This is a genomic window from Thiosocius teredinicola, from assembly GCF_002009425.1.
Lineage (GTDB): Bacteria > Pseudomonadota > Gammaproteobacteria > Chromatiales > Chromatiaceae > Thiosocius > Thiosocius teredinicola.
The window spans coordinates 1,903,528-1,924,845 of the sequence record NZ_CP019936.1; the positions used below are offsets into that span (position 1 = coordinate 1,903,528).

A 21,318-nucleotide genomic window follows, 5' to 3' on the forward strand; every position below is an offset into this window, starting at 1 on the left:
CCTCGTCGAAATCAGTTGGTCACGAACACAAGACCGATCAGGCCCAAAATCACCGGCCATTTCCACAGCATCGCCAACATGTCTTCGGTGCGGTAGCGGGGGAACAGAAACGCCAGTGACATCGGCACGACCAGCACGGCGAACGATTTGGCCAGGAAGGTGATCCAGTTTTCGCCGCCACCTAAGAACAGCGTCACGTACAACACGCTGGCGGTGTACAACTGGAAGCACTGCATCACGAACAGGCCGCCGAGAAACTTGCCGCCCATCTCGACCATCGGACCGGTGGCGATCTCGGCAGGCGCAACATAGATCTCGAACGGTTGCTTGCCGAGCATGCCCTGCAGGGCGAACAGGCCTGCGAGCGCCAGCAGCGGCATCTGCACCGCACCCCAACTCTCGAAGCCGCCGGCCTGCTGTTGCGCGACCACGTCGACCAGGTTGGTGGTGCCGAAGTGCATCGCGACGCCTGCGATGACGATCACGAAAGGAATGTCGTAGGCGAGCATCGCGGTCAGCGCGCGCGAGATGCCGATCGAGCCGTTCGGGTTGGCGCACTGACCGACGCCCAGCGCCAGGCCGAGCGACGGGATCATCGTCAGGTACAGCAGGGTGATCATGCCGCCTTTCTCGGCGATGCCGTTCATGCCCGGCACCGGCAACAGGGTTTCGGCGGCCACGTAGCCGCCGACGGCCATGACGATACCGAAGTCGTGCAGCAGGCCATGCGAGGTCTGCGTCTTCTTACCAAACAGCTTGACGATGTCGTACAGCGGTTGCAGCACCGGCGGGCCGACGCGTCGCTGCAGCTTGGCGGCGATCTTGCGCATCATCAGCACCATGAACAGGCCGACGATGAATGCCACCAGCGGCATCAGCACGAGTTCTGCGATCAGTTCAGCCCAATGCATGCCACATCACCCATGTCACGATAAGCGTTGTACCGACCAGCACCCAAAGCGCCGGGTTGGCCTGTTCGAAGAATCCGCGCGCCGCGCTACTGGCGGCGCCGACCGCTGAAACCAGGGCCGATTCGGCCCACTCGAACGTGCCGCGATACCAGGGGCGGATGCGGTGCATCAGCCCGGCGTAGAAGTTGTCGCTGTACTGGTAGCGCACGTCAGCGGTCAGGAAGTGGCCGCCGGCATAGTTGTCCAACTGGTGCACGCGCTTGGTCCGGCCACCCATCAGGTAGAACAGGATTGCGCCGATACCGAAGCCGGCGAACAACACGCCGGTGATCCAGATCATGTCGAGGCTGCCGGCCTTCGATTCGATACCGCCGAGCACGAACGCTACCGGCGTCAGCCCGATGGCTGCCTGCGCGTCGGCGATGTAGCCGAGCACCAGTCCCGGCATCACGCCGGTCACGAACACCACGGTGCACAGCAGCATCATCGGTACCGTCATGCTCCACGGCGCCTCTTTGACGTATTCGTGTTCCAGGCGCAGCTGGCCGAGGAAGGTGTTGTGCAGCAGCTTGTACACACTCAGTACGGTGCCGAGCGTGCTGATCACACTGGCGACGAACAGCAGAGGCATACCCTCGGTCACCAGCGAGCGGTAGACCATCCACTTGGAGACGAAGCCGTTCATCGGTGGCAGACCGGCGAGTCCGATGATGCCGATCAGCATCGCGAGGAAGGTCAGCGGCATGCGTGCGACCAGGCCGCCAAGGCGGTTCAGATCGGCAGTGCCGGTACGATGGATCACGGCAAACACGGCCATCAGCAAGATCGCCTGGTAGGTCGCGTAGTTGAACACGTGCAACAGGCCGCCGGCACTGCCGAGGCTGTCGGTGATCATCAGGCCGAGCAGCATGTAACCGCCCTGGCCGACGCCGTGCCAGCTCAGCAGCAGGCGTGCATCGTTCTGCCGCATGGCAACGTAGGTCGGCAGGATCGCAGTGAACGCAGCGGCCCACAAAAGGATATCGCGCAGGTTGATGACATCGCGCCACAGCGAGAGCGAGGCGAAACCGTCGAGGCCGATCAGCTTCAACACCACCAGCCCGATCGCGAACAGCCCCATACGTGCCGAGATGGCACCGAGAAACGCCGAGGCAGGTCCCGGGCTGAAGGCGTAGGCGGGCGGTTGCCACAAGTGGAACGGCAGGATGGCCATTTTGACCGCGAAGCCAACGACGAACAGCAGCGTGATTGCCCACAAGGTGCCGGTCGACACAGACGCGATGGCCGCAGCGACCTCGGCATACTGCAGCGAGCCGGTCGCGCCCGCCGTCATGACCAGGCCGGCGAAGATCGCCATGCCGCCGGCGATCGCATAGATGATGTAACGGCGTGCTGCGAGCAATGCCTGGCCACCGCCGAGCAGCATCAGGATCAAGCCGGCCCAACTGGTCAGCTCCCAACCGATGAAAAGCGAGATCAGATCGCCGGCCGACAGCAACAGCAACATCGCCGTGACGTTGATCTGCAGGCCTGCGTACAGCCAACGCATGCTCAAGCCGGAGCCGGCATTGGTCGCACCCCATTCGCCGGCGGCGTAGGCGGCGCAAAAGCCGGCTATGCCGATCGTGATCATTGCGAAGAACCAGCCGAAGGCGCTGAGCTGCCAGCCGACGGGGTTGTCGAGCAGGTGGAAGGCAACGGCGCTCTGTGCACCGTCGGTACCCGGCGCAATTGAGAACAATAACGCGAACTGCAGGGCGTAGAGGGCGGTCAGCACCCAGCGCCCGAGTTGCTGACCAGCCAAGAGGCCGTTCAGAACGATCGCGATCGCCGCGACCGAGAGCAGCAGGTCCAGGTCACTCATGGTTGCTTGACCTCCGGATCGGCCAGGACCGTTTCGATATAGGCATCGGTGTTTGCCGCGGTCTTGCCCATGTCACTCAGCGGCGGCCACAGCGGCATGACGAACAGCGCGGCACCGATCAAGGCCAGAGCGAACACGCCGGTCGAGGCCAGGTTGGCGAGGGAGTGTTTCATCGGCGGCGCTTCGCTGTCGGGCTTCGAGTACAGGGTGACGACCACCCTCAGCAGGTAGGCGCCTTCGATCACCGTGCCGATCAGAACGGCCGCCATCGCCATCAGCTGCAGCGGATCGCCTGCCGCAGCCAAGCCGGAAAGTACGAGAAACTTCGACCAGAAGCCCGGCAGCGGCGGAAAGCCCAGCAGGGACAAGGCGAACAACACGAACAGACCAGCCGCCAACTTGGAGCGGACGCCGGCGCCGCGCAGCGCCGCGATAGCACCGCCCCATTTGTCGGCGAGCAGGAACAGCGCCGATTTGACCACCAGGTGATGCAGGGCGACCACGATGCCCGCCACCACACCGGCCTCACCGGGCAGCGAGAAGGCGATGAACACGACGCCGAGTTGGCCGATCGACGACCAGGCCAGCATGCGTGTGACATCACGCGCCTGCAGCGCGGCCAGTTCGCCACTGATCACGCCGAGAATGCCGAGGATCAACAACAGCTGGCGCGTTTCCTCGTACGGAAAGACCAGCAGCAACACACGCACGATCACCAACACGGCCAGCTTGGATGCCAGCCCGGCGAGCAGCGCAGAGACGCGCTTACTGGCTGCAGCATACAGATCGGGTACCCAGCCGTTGACCGGGAACAGCTCGGCCTTGACGCCGAAGCCGATCACCAGCATGGCGAACGCGGCGAGCCCCTGCGGGTTGGCGAGTTGGTCGCTCAGGCTTGCGAGATGGGCGAGGTTCAGGGTGCCGGTCGTGAAGTAGATCAGACCGATACCCAGCAGCGCGACAACCGAGCCGAGCGCGCTGATCAGCAGGTAGCGGAAGGCCGCAACGAAGCCTGCCGAGCTGCCGCTGCCCGCGGCGAGGCCATAAGATGCGACCGCGGCGAGTTCATAGAATACGTACATATTGAACAGATCGCCCGACAACGCCAAGCCGACCAGTGAGGCGACCAGCAGCAGGGTCAACGATTCGCGTCTGACGGCTTGTTCATCATTGATGCCGGGCCACAACAACAGCGTGGTGATCGGCACGGCCAACGCGAACAGCAGGGCCATGGTGTCGATATAAAACGCGATGCCGAGCGGCGGGGCGAAGTTGCCGAGCGCAACAACATAGGGTGTCTCAAGCGCGGTCCAGTTGAACGCGATAATGACCGCCGTGAGCGCCAACAGCACCGGGCCGAGCAGACGGCCGAGCCAACGCAGCGCGGGTTCTTTGAGCAGCGGCAACAGGAAGGCACCGAGCAGCGGCAGTGCAACTGCCAGCGTGATGTCAGTCATGCGCCACTCCTGCATTAACACCGACTGGTGGCGGCAACGGGCGCTCACCGACCGGTCGTTCGTCGCTGGCCGACGGTTTCACACCGGCCTGCGCATCGAGTTCCTGCTGCATCATGCGGCGCGCCTCGCGCATGTCGAGCGTGCCGTAGCGTTGCTTGATGCGAATTACCAATGTCAGCGCCAACGCCTGCACGCCGACGCCGATCACGATCGCGGTCAACACCATGGCCTGCGGCACCGGGTCGACCATGCTTTGGGTCGATGGCATGCCGGTGACGATCGGCGCCACTGCGTCCCAGCGGTAGCCGGCGAGTATCAGCAGCATGTTGGCGCCGGCCTCGGTGATCGCCAGTGCGAGCACCATGCGGAACATATGGTTGGACAGCACGATACCGGCGATACCGATGGTGACCAGGCCTATCGCGCCGATGAAAAAGACCATGCCGATGGAGAGGCTCATGATGTCACCTCGTCGTCGCCGGCCAGTCGCATCAACAGGCTTGCCAGTTCCGAACCCACTTTGAGCCCGACGGCGAGGTACAGCAGCGGCAGACTGCCGCTCGACACCAGTTCACCGAGCACGCCTTTGTCGAACAGCGGTGTCAGAAATGCTTCGCCCTGCGCCAGGGCATACACGCCGATGCCGATGAAGGCGGCGCCGGCCAGGCCTTCGACGACCGACAACAGCGAATGATTCAACGACTCGCCGGGCCGGGCCAGCAACGGCAGGAAGAACGCGGCCGCCAGCACGACACCGCCCTGGAAGCCGCCACCCGGTGTCAGGTGGCCGTGGATCACGATATACAGACCGACCACCAAAAGCAGCGGAAACATCAGGTCGGCCCCGGTGCGCAGAATGAATCCGGATGCCTGCTTCGCCCGGCTATGTGCAGTGCCGAGCACCAGTCCGCCGGCAGTCGCGGCGGCAAACAGGATCGATAGCTCGCCCAGGGTATCGAGTCCGCGATAGCCGAGCACCACGGCGGTAACCAGATTGCCCGCGCCGACATTCTCGGGCGCGGCATAGCGAATGGCCTCACCGATCAGCATCGGCGGCTGACCGAAGTTCAGGCTGTTGGTGATCACCAGCAGCAGAAACGTGAGCCCGCCGAGGAACAATACGGTCGCAACGCTACGCATCATGTGACTCCGGGTCGGGCGTGGCGGGGTTGGATGATTCGGACAGCGTCGGCATCTGCAGCGAAACCAGACCCAGGCGGCGCAACGCCAGCACCAGGATCAGCCCGCTCAGGCCGGCACCGACCGCGGCCTCGGTCATCGCCACATCGGGTGCGCGCATCATGACGAACACGATCGCGACGCCGAGTGACACGACGGAGGCGGCAGCGACCGCGGCCAGCAGGTTGCGCAACACCATTACGGCAATCGCGGCAGACAGCGTAAGCACGACGACCGATGCGGCGATCCAGATCATGACTCACTCCGTTCTTTCTTCCAGGCAATCACGCCGGCGTGCTGGAAGGCGCGTGCCAGCGATGACGAACCGATCGGGTTGGTCAGCAGGATGAAGATGCCGACGATCAGCAGCTTGGCCCACCAATCCGGGTGATGCAGTCCGACACCGATCAGCAAAGAAAGCGAACCGAGCGTGACCGCCTTGGTGCCGGCCTGGATGCGGTTGTACACATCGGGCATACGCAGCAAGCCGAGTGCGCCGAGAAAGCAGAACACAGCGCCGATGATCAGAAACACGTCACCGATGATGCTCATGACTGTTTGGCCTCGATCACGCGGGCCAGCGCGACGACCCCGACAAAGGCGAGCACGCCGTACAGCAGGGCGACGTCGAGGTAGAACGGCGAATCGAACAGCATCGCGCAAACGACGATTGCCGCCGTGGCGATTACCGCCAGAGTATCTGTCGCGACGATGCGGTCCGGGGTATAGGGTCCGATCCACATTCGCACCAGGGCGAGCACTGCGGCAGCACTGAGCAGCGCCACCACGACAACATTAACCAGGTTAAGTGTCATTCCAGAAAGCCTCTCAGGTGGCGCTCGAAGTCACCGGCGATCGTCTGTGTCGCCGACTGCAGATCGGTGCCGGGCGGGCAGTCGATCCAGTGGATCGTCAATGTGTCGTCTTCGACGTCGACCGTCAGCGTGCCGGGGGTCAGGGTGATGCTGTTGGCCAGCACCAACCGCCCCAAATCCGAGCGTAACGAGGTCTTGATGTGCACTATTGCAGGGCGGATCGGTAGCGATGGCGACAACACACGACGCGCCATGTCGATGTTTGCCCGAACCAACGACCAGGCCAATGCGAGTACATAGCGCGCGAAGGCGAGCGGCGCCATCGGGGTGAGGCGGATGCCGGCAAACACTGGCGCCCGGTTGGCTGCGAGCACGGCAACGGCGGCCGCGACCAGCACGCCTGCAATCAGTTCCTGTCGGGCCAATGTTCCGACCAGCAGCAGCCAGAACCCAAAAACCACGAAGAACGTCAGTAAGGAATGTCGAAGCTGTCGATACATCTTGTTAGCTTGTTGTGATCCGGTCGGTGAGCGGGCGGTCATGCTGCTGACATCTTTGCACAACAGTGTCCGCCTTGGGTTTCAAACTGATGAACGCTTGATCCTGATCGATAGAGTTTGCTGCGCGGGCTCCGTGGGGATCCATAGGCACAAACGATAACGCAAGCTTCATGCCGTGTTGTTGCGCTGCGACATAAAAACTACGGATTGTGCCGGCAATGGTTTCGGCCGCCGCCAATGAAGGGGCGGGATTCGTGCGCCGTATCCACAGGTAAGAATCCGGCGATCGCCGAAATTCGAAAGCATGGCGTTCGTGCATGTTGTGATTGACGCCAAGACGCGTGTCGGCACCTCAGTTCAATGCGTCTCAATGCGTCGACCAATGGCGTTGAAAATGGACTGGCGATTACCAACGTCAAAAAGCATGACGTGTTTTGTTCGACGGGTTGGTGGTTCGCGTGACGGTCGGAAATCGATCGGTCGGGTGGCGAGTCCTTGCCTGTTGATTGCTATCATGGCCAGCTGACTTGTAAGCAATCGATCGAACATGAAAGCGACACCGCACGCCGACACCTTGCAGCAGCGCGACAGCGAATTCATCTGGCATCCCTACAGCGCGGTCGGTGCCGGCGCCACTGCCGTGCCCGTGGTTTCCGCCAGCGGCGTGAAACTGCGCCTCGCCGACGGGCGCGAGCTGATCGATGGCATGGCGTCGTGGTGGTGCGTGATCCATGGCTACAACCACCCGCGCCTGAACGCGGCGATATCGCAACAGCTCGATGCCATGGCGCATGTGATGTTCGGCGGCATCACCCATCCGCCGGCGGTCGCACTTGCCGAGCGGTTGGTCGACATCACCCCCGCCGGGCTTGACCTGGTGTTCTTCGCCGATTCCGGTTCGGTAGCGGTCGAGGTGGCCTTGAAGATGGCGATCCAATACTGGCGCAGCCGGGACCTGTCGGCGAAATCGCGTTTCATTGCGCTGCGCAACGGCTATCACGGCGACACGCTGCACGCGATGTCGGTGTGCGATCCGGTAACCGGCATGCATACCCTGTTCAACGACGTGCTGCCGCAACAATTGTTCGTGCCGCCGCCGGGCGGTCCGATCGATGCCCCGGCGGATCCGGTCGACATCGAGGCGATGCGCACAATGCTGCACAAACATGCGCACGAGGTTGCGGCGGTGATCCTCGAACCGATCGTGCAGGGCGCAGGCGGGATGCGTTTTTACTCGGCGGATTATCTGCGCCACGTACGTGCGCTGTGCGATGAGTTCGAGGTGTTGCTGATCGCCGACGAGATCGCGACCGGCTTTGGTCGAACCGGCAAGCTGTTCGCCTGCGAGCATGCCGATATCACGCCGGACATCCTGTGCCTGGGCAAGTCACTGACCGGCGGCTACATGACATTGGCGGCAACGCTAACCCGCCGCACGATCGGTGAGGCGATATCTGCGGGTGAGCCGGGCGTGTTCATGCACGGTCCGACCTTCATGGCCAATCCGTTGGCGTGTGCGGTGTCGCTGGCGAGCATCGATCTGTTGCTCGAATCGCCCTGGCAGTCGCGCATCGCTGCGATCCAGAGCGGGTTGGCCGAGGGGCTTGCGCCGTGTGCATCGATGCCGCATGTGGCGGATGTGCGCGTACTGGGCGCAATCGGCGTGGTCGAGCTGGCTGCGCCTGTTGACATGCCGACCGTTCAGCCGCTCTTCGTCGAGGCTGGCGTGTGGGTGCGTCCGTTCGGCAAGCTGGTCTACCTGATGCCGCCGTTCGTCATGTCGGCAAATGACCTGGCGACGCTGACCGCAGCGGTGGTCAAGGTTGTCGGTCGCCTGCAGATCGAGGGCGATCGCTGCACGACCGCAGCGACCGCTTGACCTACCTAGCTGTCGAGATCGAAGACCGTCGAATACACCAGGCGTTCTTCGATCACCCGCCGTTGGAAAACCGTACCGTCACGCCGATGCGGCACCGTATGGTCGGTGTAGTAGCGTTCGAACTCGCGCAGCATCAATCGGCGCGGCAGGTCGCCGGTATCGGGTAATGCTGCGCTCGTCTTCCAGATCTGCGGATCGATGAACTGCAGAAAATCCGGCATCTTTTCGGCGAGCTCGAACTGATCGCGCGCACCGGGGGCGAGTTCGATCGCGGCGTCGAGCATCAATGATGCGCCGCTACGCAGATCGACCTTGCGAGCTTGGTCTGCTGCTTGCACGGTTGTCTCGACGCCGAACTTGCCGGTGTCGAGTATCGGCAGTCCATCGAACACACTGCTGCCCGGTTCGGCGGTCTGCGATGTTGCCAGGGTGGAGTGATCGGTCCATGCGAGATCGCTGTCGATGTTCTTGTCACGCGTCTGCAGTACGAGTTCGACGCGGTTGCGGCCGGTCTCGAACGGGCCATTGGCGAACGACACGAATAGGTAATCTGAATCGACGGTGTATTTCATCGGCCCGGCATGCGGTACTGTGCCGAACAGGGTCAGGTCGACGCTATCTCCAGTGCGGCCATACACAGCGCGGCGCCGCGGCAACACCTGAACGAACTCGCTGAGCACGACCTTGGAGATTCTCGCGTTGGGCAGCGCGTTGGGTTGGTAGCGCACCAGCGCCAGCCGGATGAACGGCATATAGCTGCGGCCCGGCTCGAGTTCGATATCGCAGTACCAGAGCTTGCGTTGTTCGTCCCAATGCACGCGATGACCGACGACGTGCGCCGGTGGTTCGTTGGGTTTTTCCTGCAGCGCGACCGGCTCGTCATGAACGCGAGCGGGGAAGTCGCTGACCTTGATGCTCGCCTTGGGCGAGCCGGTCTCCCACAGCGGATCGAGTCCCCATTGTGTGACGAAAGGTTGCATCGCATCCGGCATGTTCTTGAATGGTTTGTCGTCGCCGAACAGCATCACGCCCAACAGTTCGCCGTCGCCTGAACTGAACCACGGGCGGTCTATCCACACCCGCAATCCGTTGCCGTAGCGGATAACCTGTTGCTGTTTGCCGCCGGCAATCTCTTGCTGTTGCCAGCGGAAGGTCGGTACCACGTACAACACGCGCGGGTCGTCCGGCGGTTCGCTGGCCAGCACACGGGTGTTCTGTTCCGAACCGTTCGGATCGACCAGGATCGTTGCGCCGGCATCTGTCGGGTCGGCGACCAACACATGGTCGCCCAACGCGATAGGGCCAAGTCGCGTTATCTGCTCGGTGTCGGCATACAGCGACGGCGGCAGGTACTCGCGAAAGCGCGTCGTGGCACGCACCCGGTAGCGAATCAGGCGGAACTTGCTGTCGCCCAGTTCGTGACGGTCGGCGCGCGCGCGATCACGGTTCGGGTCGACCTGGGCATTCTTGACCGCACTCGCAAGATCGAACTTGTTGATGTGATTCTCATGCAGCGGGATCTCGCCCAATTGGCCGTGGCCGCTGATACGTTCCGGGCCATCCTTTTCGAGATCGTCGATCCACTCTTCCCAGTCGGCCTCGATCTCGAACTTGCCAGTACTCGGACCGTGCAACACGACCGTCCGGCAAACGAGGTTGGCATAGCTTGCACCGCTCGGCCGGTGGATGCTCATCTTGATCAGCTCCGGCAGGCAGACCGGCTGCTGCGTGGCGTGCACCATCGTCAGCTTGCGGTAGGGCGACAGCATCCAGTGGGTACCGAGTTGTGCCATCACCATGATGTCGTGCTTGGCGCCGCTCTTGATCCAGTGTGGCAGGCCGAAGCTGGGCAGATGCTTGGTATGGACGAAGCTCGCATACGCAAGCCGTACGATCTCGCCCTTGGCGATGAACAGCGTCAGTTCGCGCGTTTCGGCATCCCACTTCGGCATGCCCGCATCCTTGTGGTTCACGCTGCACGGCAATTCATCGTACTCGGTATCGCGTTCTTGCAAAACGATGCGGCAGCCGAGGTTGTTTGGCCACGGCTGGTCGTAGCCGACGACGAGCACCAAACGCTTGTCCGGGTCTTCGAGCACCATGCAACCCGGCCCGAGCACGGTCGGCCCGCTGACGCCGGGAATCTGGTGGCCGGGACGGGCGTAGATCGCGACGCCACCGGCGGCATCGTCCGGCAGGTAGGGCGTTTCGAGCTGGGCTTCACGGTGAACGATGTATTGTCCGCCGGCCATGCGATCGCCGACCGGGTTCTCCGGCGTCGGCAGAGCAGGCGGTACGCTGGTCGTTGTCGCGACCGTGCTCAATGCCTGCGGAGTTACGAGTTCGATCTGTGCGCCGGGTATCGGGTCGTACAGCGTGCCGGCCTCGCGTGCGGCAATTGCATAACCCTGTTTGATGCTTGTCGGGTCGGCAAAGAAGGAGTCGAACAGGCCGTGGTGCTCGCACTGTTGCTGCGATGCCTTCGGCGGTACGACATGGCGCTCATTTTGTTCGAGGTACTCGAAGTCAGCCGACGCCGGTAGCTGGACGGCATCTTTGAACGGTTGCGACTTGAGGTATTCGCCGCTGCTCAGATCGAAGTTGCTGCGGATGACCATGCGTTCGAGCGATTCACCCTCGCTGACGCGATGGCGGTGCACCAGCGCCGGTGGGTCGACCGGCTCGAAGCGCCAGTAGCCGACCGCTGCGGTCGCGTGTTCGAGCTCGCCGAGCGAGGGATCGTCGACAGCGAGACTGTTACCCGCCAAGTCGACAATACGTGCACGCAGGCGGTAACGCTGTCCGAAACGCAAGCGTGGCAGCGTGCCTTTCAAGGCCTTGAACTCGGCGACGATGCCGTTGCCGTTGCTGGCCTCGTCGGTGACGGTGGTCGGCACCTCGCCCTGCACCTGGCTGTCGTCTGCCTGCTGCGCGCGCAGGGTCAGACCCGGGCGCGGCGTACACAGGCTCCAGCCGGTCCAACGAAACATCGATTCGTGCAGATAGTGATCGTCGGGGTTCGCACTGTCATCAGGGCTCTTGGAAGTGGATGCGCCCTTCACATAGCCTTCGTCGGGCGGCAGTGGCAGCTCTTGATCGTTGGCGACGACGCGGTAGCGACCTTCGCGGGCGCAAAGGCTCATCCAGTGTCCGGGTGACATCTCGTCTTTGACCGGCGCGACATCGACGCGGTAACCGCGCAACAGATCTTCGGCAAACAGCACGACTGTGTCGGCATTGTTGTTCTCGATGGCGGCGTTCTTCAGGGTTGCCGATGCGGCCGTCTCGGCAACCTGCTCGGCACGTCCGTGACGCGATACGCCAATGCCCCCTGACCGCAGCGCGGCGACCGGTTGACGATCACCGGTGGTGTAGGTGACCTCGCCGTCGCTCTGCAGCGAGTTCAGGCTGCGGGTCAGCAGGTTCTGGCTGGTGACGGTGAAGCCGACCGTCTTTAATGCGGCGCCATCGGGATCGACCTGGTAGACATCGAACGGTGAATCGGGCTCGTCTTTGTCGGCCACGCCCCAGCCGTCGTCGGCGCCCTCGAGGCGCAGCAGGCCGCGCCTGTGGTCGTGACTGCGCTCACGGGTAACGAAGCGTTCTTGGTCGGCATACCAGGCGGTGATCGGCCGACCATCCGTGGTGCCGGGTGCGCCGCTGCCATCGATCAGCAACTGCATCTGACCGACTGCCTGACCGCCACCACTGCTGACCAGTTGGCGGAACACGCGGTTGTCGGTGATCGCACAGTCGATCACCAGCCCAAGGCGGCGCATCAGCTCCGGATAGTCGGCATACGAGGCGATGATCCGATGGAAGTCGAATTCCGGTACCTCGGGCGGCTCGGGAATGTCGTCGAACGACGGGCGGCGCGTCCGACGTTGTTTATCGGTAGGCGTGGTGCGCCGATAGAAACGATCGGCCTGATAGAAGGCGTATTCGTCGGCGCTGTTGAACTGGTTCATCACGTTCGCGCCGGGGCCGGGAAGAGCTGGGTTGCGCCAGTCCGCAGGTAATACCCGTAGCGGAAAACCCGATTCGGGCAATGGCAGCCCATTGCTGTCCAACTTGTTACCGGTGCTCGTGCCTTGATAGGGGCTCTTGCCCGAGAACACCGTGTTGTCGAGATAGGCGTCGGTCGATTCGGGGTTGCCGCGATCGAGGAAGCGCGAGAATCCCGGCAGCACGAAGGTGCGCGACTCATTGCCGAAGTCGCGCGTTATCGTACGCGTGCCCAGGTCGTCGAGCATGCCCTTCAATGAAGAATCGGCGTTGTCCCACGGCAACAGGGTCGGGTGGTCTTTGCGCGCATCCACCGCGAGTTGGCCATAGTGGCGGCGCATAAAGCCCAGCACGTTGCGTACGGCGAACGAGCGCAGGTTGACCTTGCTCATGTCTTGGTAGACGAAACCGGCGACCGGCGTGGTCGGCGTCAGCAGGGTTTGCCATAGCTGCGAGTTGGGTTGACTGAGCAGGCGCAGGCCGACGTCTTGATTGTTGATGCGCAGGCTCAGTCGGCGTCGACCGAGTGCCGCGGGCCAGTCGAGGAAGTCGGGAAAAGCCTCGAGCTTTTGCTGATCGGCCGCCTCCGGGGTCAGGCGCGGCGATACCACGATCGATATACGATGCGTGTCGCGGCCTTGTTCGTCAGTGATGCGACCGTAGGGCAGTACCGTCCAGAGAATATGTTGTTTGGCCATGACCTATGGATCTCCGGCTGATGCCTCTCAGGCGAACGCCTCGCAGTACTCGCGCCAGGCGTAATCTGTTTGGTCGTTGATCAGGGCGAGTTCGTCCGGCAACGGTAGCGATGGGTCGAAGCCAAGCATCTGGCGCAATGTCGGGTCGCCGTTCGAGCCGGCAAACTTGCGCTCGCAGGTGATCGTCACGCTGCCTGAGAACACCAGTACCTGTACCTCGATGGTCAGCTCGGCCTTGCCGACGCACTTGCCGCTTTCGAATTCGTAGCGCAGCTCCAGATACAGTTCGAGCGAGGCGCTGATCAAGCCGAGTACATCGACGTGTCCGCCGAGGCGGAAGTAACCGGTCAACGACGACTCGTCCATCTCCATGCGGTAGTAAAGGCCGGCCATCACATGCACGCCGCCGGAGGCAACACCGAAATCGACCGAGATGCTGGCGCCGAATTCGAACGAGGCCTCGAGGATCTGCACACCGTGCGGGTCGATGGTCACACCGAAGAATCCGCCGCCGCCGAACATGTACACCGTAAGCAGGAACGGTTGTTCGCGCGTGCAGAAGTTGAAGCGCACGCTCAGTGGCTGACCGATGAAGGGTACGCAGAAGCCGGCACCGAGACTCAGGTTGTTGATGTTGAGTACACCAACGGAGATGCCGGGCAGAGAGATATCGAAGCCGGCATCGATGCCTTGCGGTGTGATGTCAAGGTAGGGTGGGTCGGAGAAGCCGTCGAGCGGGATCAGGTCGCGCAGGGTCTCGACGAAACTCAAGGGGCCGACGAACTTGATGTCCGACAGCAGCACATCGACATCCATCTTCGACGAACTGTCGACCGCAAACTCGATCTTCTCGAAGTTGAGTTCGAGGAAGCTGGCGGGCGCAATCAACACCAAGTCGAAATGTTTCAGACTGCACACCACGCCGATCTTGGGGGTGCCGCCGCCGTTCTTCTTGACCTTGGCCTCGACCGCGACGATGAATCCGCGTTCGTCGTTGGCGCGGAAGATGGGATCGTCGCTGTTGGGGTTGGCACCGGGCAGCCACCAGCTGCTGATGCGCGGGTTCCAGTCGAAGCGGATCGTCAGCTCATCGCCGGTCAGCAGCTCGACCAACTGCAGCAAGTCGGCGCCGTCGGTCAGTTGTTCGATGATGCTCAGCGCGTCGAGCACAATCTTGCGCGGTGCGCCCGACAACAGATTGAAGTCGCTGATCGCGGGTTTGAATCCACCGAAGGCGTTGCCGACCGCCTCGATGCGGGTCTTCAGTTCGGCGGCGTTCGAGAACAGATCGCCGAGCTGGCCAGGGTCGCCGACGATGTCGTCCAACGCCGTGTACAGCGCCAACCCCTGGTTGACCAGGTTGGCGAGCTTGTTGAGATCGGCGAGAAAGGCGTCGAGCTTGTTGGCGAACGACAGCGCCTGTTGACGAAGGCCGGCAGCCAGAGAGATACCGTTGATCGGCGTATTGACGGCATTGACCAAGTCCGTGATGCGATTGCGCGCCGTGGCGATGTGTCCGGCGACGTCACCCAGCGGCGCGGCGAGCGTAGCGTCGTTGATCGACTTGCCTTGCAACGACTGCAGGTCACCGGCCACGTCATCGACGGCTGCGGTGAGCTGCGTTGCGGCGTTTTGCAGCGGCGCAACCTGAGCCGCTGCGTAGCCTGTAGCCTGCGCCAGGATATCGTTCAGTGTGCCGTTGAATACTGAAATCGCGGCGGACGCGATGTCGGCGGGCTGCGAAGCGAGGTTGGCGACCAAGGCGTATGTACGGCCAAGCCCGGTGATGAACGATTCCAGTTGGGTGCTGGCCTCGCTGATGAACTTCGGTACCTGATCGGTGTTGTCGGCGAGATTGGCCACCGCCTTGATGATCTCGGCCAGCGGTATGCAGCCGAACAGCAGCGGTAACGGCAAGTCGTCCGGTGAGGTCGGGAAGCCGGCGCCATCCGGCACCGAGCCGGATATGAAACTGCCGACGTCGCCCATCATCGGGCCGGTCAATCGTGACAAGGCCTTGGGTTTGAGATTGGGCTGTACATAGCCGCCCGAGCGGTCGCCTTGGCTGGAAAAATCGAGCAACGCCATGCCGGGCTTGTTGGCGACGTCGGCGAATATCTGCCCCGCATTTGCGCCGAACCCGTGTCTCACATAGTGCGCATTCCAGGTCAGCTCGTTGTTCGCATCGGTGCCCCCGAGGTGGGCGAGTGCGCCGACCCGCGCGGTGACGAGTTTGACTCCTGGAAAGCACACCGGACGCGTGAAGCCCTCGCTGGCGTTGTGCAGTGTTGCGTTGCCGACTTCGGCTTCGATATCGAACTGCACCTCTTCTGTTTCGACCGTGGTGTCGCCCGCCTTGTTGCTCGCGGCGAGCGCAACCCGCTGGCCCTTGAACGGTACCGTGTTGAAACTGGTCTTGTTTCGATACTCGGCCTGCGCCTGCGACATGTTGAAATCGGCCGACGGAAAATCGCCGGGCGCGGCCAGTGTGTTCTCGATGAAGATCATCGGCATATCGAATGCGACGGTGCGACCGTCGAGATCGGTCGCCGTACATTGGAAGCGAAATGCCTGGTCGGCCACATGTGGCCAGAACAACAGTTGGCCCTGGCCGTTGATATCGGATGGGTTGGTCGTCGGATCATCCAGGTTGGGAGTTACCTGGGTAAGGATGCGCACCTTGGAAAACGGCAGCTGGTACAGATAACGCTTGGTGTCGGCGATGTCGCGCAGGCTTTCGTGCAGCGAACCGCCATAGGTGCGCTCTCGCTCCCGCACCACGATGAACAGCCGTTGACGCAGGAACGCGGCGTTGTCAGCGCGGTATTCGATGCCGGGTTTGAACTGACCGGGGTTGTCGTCGTCCGGGATCAAGGCCCCGTTGTGAAACTTGCGCTCGCTCACCTTGACCAGCGATACGCGGTGGCCGAACGGCAGCAGGAAACCTTTGTAGACGATCCGCACATAGTGATCGCGCGCCATGCTTGCGCGGTGCACCCACTCTTCCACCGACATGCCGGTCGGGGGCTCCCACGCGCCGCGCGAATCCAGCCAACCGCCGAGTGCACTCAGCATCAACAGATGGGTATCGACGGGTTGCGGCGTGAACCCGCGGCGCGAAAAGTTCGATGACAGATGCGCGATCTGGAAGCGATCGAAATCGTTCATCGGCATGCGGAACGGCGCATTGTGCGGCGCGGGCAGCGGGTTGCTGGTGCTGGGAAAGTCGCCGTTCATCGTCACCGTCGATGACTCGCCGGTCTTGGCCCAGACAGCACGGATGGTCCGCTGCGGGTCGGCATACGGCGGTTCGATGAAACTGCCGTTCGTACCGGGTGCGACCAGGCGCGTGTGCCACAGCTCGGTATGGCCGGTGGCTTCGGAGGTGACGGGAGCCGCGGCATGCCGCCAGCGTTCGTTTGCATGCGGCGAGATCACCAGCCGCCAGGGCAGCTCGATCGCGGTGCGCGTGGCGCTCGGCAGCGCCGGTTTGGGCGGGTTGGGCCGCACCGACAGATCCGGAATCCGTATCGCCTTGTCGGCAGGCACGGGTTTCAAGGCCTCGGCTGCACCGAATTGACGCAACCTGAGCGTGGCGTCGTCACGCTGGACTGCAGCGAGGCGTAGCGAGCGCACCGCAAAGCCCGCCAATGCTCCGCGCTGCGCCGGCGAGAGTTTCTGAATCGCGGCCTTGTCGAACAGGCTGCCGAACTCGATCGTCGGCCCGGTCGACGGGGGAGGCCGGCTGTTGTTGGTAACACTCAAAGCGAGTGATTCGCAGGCCTCGAGCACGCCTTCGAGTGTGTACGGGATGTCGAAGTCGTTGGGTACGCGAAACACGATGCGCGATTCATCGGCGATGCGTGCACGCACCGGCGGGTCGGGCGGGGTCTCGCCACTACCGCCGGCATCCGGGTCGTCCGGCGGCAGGTCGGTTCCGGGCGGCTCGGCTTCGTAGAAGGTCTGCTCGATGATCGCCTGCGGCGGAAAGTGCAGGATCAGGTAGCTGGTCCGGTTCGACGTCTTGACCAAGCGGGGCGGATCGCCCGAGACGATATCCAGGTTGCGGGCCTCGACGCGCAGCGCCAGCAGATCGTCGCTGCGCACCACGGCGTTGCCGGGGCGATTCTTTTCGAACAGGTTGCCGATGTGATCGAACTGGAACAGCGGCGGTTTGAAGATGTCGGTCACCAACTCGGCGGTGATGTCGTTGTTGATGACCGTGATCGCGTCGGATGCGCCGGCTACGACGGTGCGTGTCGTGGCATTACGAATGGCTCGCCTGAGTGTCGTGGTCCGCGTTTCACCCTGCTTGCGTCTTATGGCCATCGCTGTGCTCCTGTCGCACGGGGTTCGTGGCTGCTTATTCTTGAACGCTGTTGGCCTTGCGAGTGAATACGGCACGCGAGCTCGCAAATGCGAAGGCTGAGCAAAGCGCGATCTCGGCGGGTCTCTCGAGCGGCGGGTGGGAAGCGCGATACTCGTTTTCAGTCAGTATTGCACAGGCTTTGAAACGCGCTAGGGCAATGCCGTCAATTGGTCATGCGAAGGTGATGGACTAACCGCTATACTGGAGCACCCCGGGTACGCTCCGGGGTTTAGGAGACGGAGCCGATCGCAGGTCGGCTTTTTACTTGGAGATCACCGCTTTAGTGCACGGTCTCTTCACGTGGCCTTTGGTAGGGGCCACCACTGAACTATGGAGATGCTGCAGCATGCCTGTTGTAACCCTTCCCGATGGCTCCAGCCGGAGCTTTGACAATCCCGTAACCGTGGCAGACGTTGCCGCCGATATTGGACCCGGTCTCGCCAAGGCCGCGTTGGCCGGCAGTGTGGGCGGCCGTATGGTCGACACCTCGTACCTGATCGACAGCGATACCGATCTGGCGATCATCACCGCCAAGAACGAAGAAGCGCTCGAGTTGATTCGGCACGATGCCGCGCACGTGATGGCGCAGGCCGTGCAGGAGCTGTATCCCGGCACCCAGGTCACGATAGGCCCGGCGATCGAAGATGGTTTCTACTACGACTTCGCACGCGAAGAGCCTTTCGGCCCGGCCGACCTGCAGAAGATCGAAGACCGCATGCGTGAGATCGTCGGTCGTGACCTGCCGATCGAGCGCGAGGTATGGGATCGCGAACAGGCTAAGAAGACTTTCGGCGACATCGGCGAGGCCTACAAGGTCGAGATCATCGAAGACATCATCCCCGAAGGTGAAGAGGTCTCGGTGTATCGCCAGGGCGAGTGGTTCGACGTGTGTCGCGGTCCGCATCTGCCGAGCACCGGCAAACTGCCCAAGGCCTTCAAATTAATGAAGCTGGCCGGCGCCTACTGGCGCGGCGACTCGAACAACCCGATGCTGCAGCGTATCTACGGCACGGCCTGGCGCGACAAGAAAGAGCTCAAGGAATACCTGCATCGGTTGGAAGAGGCCGAAAAGCGTGACCATCGCAAGATCGGCAAGGCGCTCGACCTGTTCCATGCGCAGGATGAGGCCCCGGGCATGGTGTTCTGGCACAACCGCGGCTGGACGATCTACCTGGCGGTACAGCAGTACATCCGCGACAAGCTGCGCGACCACGGTTACCAGGAGGTGCACACGCCGCAGGTGATCGACCGCACCCTGTGGGAGAAATCCGGTCACTGGGACAAGTTCGGTGACATGATTTTCACCACGCATTCGGAGAATCGCGACTACGCGATCAAGCCGATGAACTGCCCGGCGCACATCCAGATCTACAACCACGGGCTGAAAAGCTATCGCGATCTGCCGCTGCGCTTGGCTGAATTTGGTTCCTGTCACCGCAACGAGCCATCGGGCACGCTGCACGGCCTGATGCGGGTGCGAAACTTCGTGCAGGACGATGCGCACATCTTCTGCACCGAAGAACAGATCCTGTCGGAAGTGCTCTCTTTTAATGATCTGCTGTTCGAGGTGTACAAGGATTTCGGCTTCGAAGAGGTCCTCGTCAAACTCTCAACGCGTCCAGAAAAACGTGTAGGATCAGACGAGTTATGGGATAAAGCTGAGAAATCACTTGAGAATGCGTTGAACGAGCGCGGGCTCGAATGGGAACTGCAGCCGGGTGAAGGCGCCTTCTACGGGCCGAAGATCGAATACTCGCTGCGCGACTGTCTAAACCGGGTCTGGCAGCTGGGCACGATTCAGCTCGATTTCTCGATGCCGGCGCGTCTTGGGGCGACCTACATCGCCGAAGACAACAGTAAACAGGTGCCAGTCATGCTGCACCGGGCGATCCTGGGCTCGATCGAGCGTTTTATCGGCATTCTGATCGAGCACCATGCCGGTGCGTTCCCGCTTTGGCTTGCACCGGTTCAGGCCGTCGTCATGAACATTACCGACCGCCAGGCCGAATTCTGCCGGGAAGTGGTGAAAAGCCTGCAAGATAAAGGCTTTAGAGCCGAATTAGACTTGAGAAACGAGAAGATCGGTTTTAAAATTCGCGAGCACACCTTGCAGCGCACGCCGTACCTCTTGGTCGTCGGCGACCGCGAGATGGAGAATCGCAGCGTGGCGGTACGTACCCGTAGCGGTGAAGATCTCGGGTCCATACCGTTGGATGAACTCATCCAACGGTTCGAAGGCGAGGTCGCGAAGCGCGCTTGATGTGAAGCCCCGGTGTTTGCCCGCTTAGGGCTGCAAGCCGGGATGAATCGGGCCTGAATCCCAGAAAGCACTGGCGTTTGCCGGTGCTTTCTTGCTTGTCGGGCCAACGTTAATTGACTAGAGGACAACGGCTATCGCCAGACAACCCGAGAAGCGGAATCGCCTGAACGGAGAGATAACCGCGCGTGAAGTGCGACTGATTGACGCAGAAGGTGAACAGGTCGGTATCGTGCCGATTACAGAGGCGCAGGCTTCTGCCGATGAATCGTCGCTCGATCTTGTCGAGATTGTTCCGAACGCCGAGCCGCCGGTATGCCGCATCATGGACTACGGCAAGTTCATCTTCGAACAAAAGAAGCAGAAGCAGGAAGCGCGCAAGAAGCAAAAACAGGTTCAGGTTAAGGAAGTGAAGTTTCGCCCGGGCACCGATATCGGCGACTACCAGGTGAAGCTGCGTAACCTCCATCGCTTCCTCGAAGAAGGCGACAAGGCGAAGGTAACGATGCGCTTCCGCGGTCGCGAGCATGCACACCGTGAACGCGGTCTGGAACTGCTGGAGCGTATTGAGAAAGACCTCGAGGAGATCTCGCAGGTTGAGCAGCGACCGATGATGGAAGGGCGCCAGATGGTGATGGTGCTCGGCCCTAAACGCAGTAAATAGCGCTGCAAATGACATGAATAACAGACCGTCTTCAGATTGAAGGCGGTTGGGCGGTCGGGCCAACAGGCATTGCCTTGGCCGCCTTTTACACAACCCTTGAGAGTTTTAAGGAGTCGAAAATGCCGAAAATCAAAACCAACCGTGGCGCTGCAAAGCGTTTCCGGATCACTGCTGGTGGCGTCAAGCGTAACCAGTCTCACCGTCGTCACATCCTGACCAAGAAATCGACCAAGCGTAAGCGTCAGCTGCGTTCGCCGTCGATGTTGCACAAGAGTGATGTGGCAGCAGCGCGTCGCATGATTCCGTACGCCTGATCGATAAGGAGACTGAGTAATGCCAAGAGTTAAACGTGGTGTACAGGCGCACGCCAAGCACAAGAAAGTTTTAGATGCTGCAAAAGGTTATTACGGCGCACGCCGCAAGGTTTACCGTGTAGCCAAGCAGGCTGTTATCAAAGCCGGTCAATACGCGTATCGCGACCGTCGCGTTAAGAAGCGTGAGTTCCGTGCGTTGTGGATCCAGCGTATCAACGCCGCTGCGCGACTGTGCGACATGTCGTACAGCCGCTTCATCGACGGCTTGAATAAAGCCGGCATCGAAGTCGACCGCAAAATGCTGGCCGATATCGCCGTTCACGACATGCCGGCGTTTGAGCAACTCGCTGAGAAGGCCAAGGCTGCCCTCGCGAGCTGATGACGGCGCCGGGCGTTGCGTCCGGTG

At 61.8% G+C, this 21,318-nt stretch carries 17 protein-coding genes; 5 read left to right on the forward strand and 12 right to left on the reverse strand.

What is annotated here, in order from left to right:
* Window positions 1-11: 11 nt before the first annotated feature.
* The 10 genes from B1781_RS09185 to B1781_RS22910 are packed head-to-tail and all read right to left on the reverse strand — an operon-like array spanning window position 12 to window position 7,045.
* The gene (locus tag B1781_RS09185; RefSeq protein ID WP_078119372.1) at window positions 12-911 is read right to left on the reverse strand and encodes a respiratory chain complex I subunit 1 family protein; all 900 of its coding nucleotides are present in this window, start codon (window positions 909-911) and stop codon (window positions 12-14) included.
* A complete protein-coding gene (locus tag B1781_RS09190) occupies window positions 898-2,775 on the reverse strand; it encodes a proton-conducting transporter transmembrane domain-containing protein (protein WP_078119373.1) in 1,878 nt (625 codons plus the stop codon). The genes B1781_RS09185 and B1781_RS09190 overlap by 14 nt, the downstream gene beginning before the upstream one ends.
* A complete protein-coding gene (locus B1781_RS09195) occupies window positions 2,772-4,232 on the reverse strand; it encodes a complex I subunit 5 family protein (protein ID WP_334223937.1) in 1,461 nt (486 codons plus the stop codon). Before B1781_RS09195 ends, B1781_RS09190 begins: the two co-directional genes overlap by 4 nt.
* A complete protein-coding gene (locus B1781_RS09200) occupies window positions 4,225-4,692 on the reverse strand; it encodes a sodium:proton antiporter (protein WP_334223938.1) in 468 nt (155 codons plus the stop codon). The genes B1781_RS09195 and B1781_RS09200 overlap by 8 nt, the downstream gene beginning before the upstream one ends.
* Window positions 4,689-5,375, reverse strand: coding sequence for an MnhB domain-containing protein (locus B1781_RS09205; protein WP_078119376.1), 687 nt, complete (start codon window positions 5,373-5,375; stop codon window positions 4,689-4,691). Before B1781_RS09205 ends, B1781_RS09200 begins: the two co-directional genes overlap by 4 nt.
* Entirely contained in the window at window positions 5,365-5,667 is a 303-nt protein-coding gene (locus tag B1781_RS09210) for a hydrogenase subunit MbhD domain-containing protein (protein ID WP_078119377.1), read from the reverse strand. The genes B1781_RS09205 and B1781_RS09210 overlap by 11 nt, the downstream gene beginning before the upstream one ends.
* Window positions 5,664-5,963, reverse strand: coding sequence for a monovalent cation/H(+) antiporter subunit G (mnhG, locus tag B1781_RS09215; RefSeq protein ID WP_078119378.1), 300 nt, complete (start codon window positions 5,961-5,963; stop codon window positions 5,664-5,666). Before mnhG ends, B1781_RS09210 begins: the two co-directional genes overlap by 4 nt.
* The gene (locus B1781_RS09220) at window positions 5,960-6,226 is read right to left on the reverse strand and encodes a monovalent cation/H+ antiporter complex subunit F (RefSeq protein WP_078119379.1); all 267 of its coding nucleotides are present in this window, start codon (window positions 6,224-6,226) and stop codon (window positions 5,960-5,962) included. Before B1781_RS09220 ends, mnhG begins: the two co-directional genes overlap by 4 nt.
* Complete coding sequence (locus B1781_RS09225; protein ID WP_078121996.1) at window positions 6,223-6,726, reverse strand: Na+/H+ antiporter subunit E; 504 nt, start codon at window positions 6,724-6,726, stop codon at window positions 6,223-6,225. Before B1781_RS09225 ends, B1781_RS09220 begins: the two co-directional genes overlap by 4 nt.
* Window positions 6,727-6,730: 4 nt before the next feature.
* Window positions 6,731-7,045, reverse strand: coding sequence for a hypothetical protein (locus B1781_RS22910; protein WP_125931987.1), 315 nt, complete (start codon window positions 7,043-7,045; stop codon window positions 6,731-6,733).
* A 228-nt stretch (window positions 7,046-7,273) separates the two neighbouring features.
* On the opposite strand from B1781_RS22910, the gene bioA reads away from it, so the two are divergent.
* Window positions 7,274-8,605 (forward strand): adenosylmethionine--8-amino-7-oxononanoate transaminase, encoded by a 1,332-nt coding sequence (gene bioA, locus B1781_RS09230; RefSeq protein ID WP_078119380.1) that lies wholly within the window; start codon window positions 7,274-7,276, stop codon window positions 8,603-8,605.
* Between the two features lie 5 nt (window positions 8,606-8,610).
* Here bioA and B1781_RS09235 read toward each other — a convergent pair whose 3' ends face one another.
* Both B1781_RS09235 and B1781_RS09240 read right to left on the reverse strand, forming a co-directional pair.
* Entirely contained in the window at window positions 8,611-13,308 is a 4,698-nt protein-coding gene (locus tag B1781_RS09235; RefSeq protein ID WP_078119381.1) for a hypothetical protein, read from the reverse strand.
* A gap of 27 nt (window positions 13,309-13,335) precedes the next feature.
* Window positions 13,336-17,637 carry a hypothetical protein gene (locus B1781_RS09240; RefSeq protein WP_334223939.1) on the reverse strand — a complete coding sequence of 1,434 codons (4,302 nt, stop codon included), beginning with the start codon at window positions 17,635-17,637 and terminating at the stop codon, window positions 13,336-13,338.
* Between the two features lie 386 nt (window positions 17,638-18,023).
* Here B1781_RS09240 and thrS point away from each other — a divergent pair, with 386 nt between their 5' ends.
* From thrS to rplT, 4 genes are all read left to right on the forward strand, one after another.
* Window positions 18,024-19,937 (forward strand): threonine--tRNA ligase, encoded by a 1,914-nt coding sequence (gene thrS, locus B1781_RS09245; protein ID WP_078119382.1) that lies wholly within the window; start codon window positions 18,024-18,026, stop codon window positions 19,935-19,937.
* Between the two features lie 133 nt (window positions 19,938-20,070).
* On the forward strand, window positions 20,071-20,598 hold the full coding sequence (gene infC / locus B1781_RS09250) for a translation initiation factor IF-3 (RefSeq protein WP_078119383.1): 528 nt from the start codon (window positions 20,071-20,073) through the stop codon (window positions 20,596-20,598).
* A 119-nt stretch (window positions 20,599-20,717) separates the two neighbouring features.
* Window positions 20,718-20,912: a 50S ribosomal protein L35 gene (rpmI, locus tag B1781_RS09255; protein ID WP_078119384.1), complete on the forward strand. Its 195-nt coding sequence runs from the start codon at window positions 20,718-20,720 to the stop codon at window positions 20,910-20,912.
* A gap of 19 nt (window positions 20,913-20,931) precedes the next feature.
* Complete coding sequence (rplT, locus tag B1781_RS09260; protein WP_078119385.1) at window positions 20,932-21,291, forward strand: 50S ribosomal protein L20; 360 nt, start codon at window positions 20,932-20,934, stop codon at window positions 21,289-21,291.
* The last annotated feature ends 27 nt before the right edge of the window (window positions 21,292-21,318 follow it).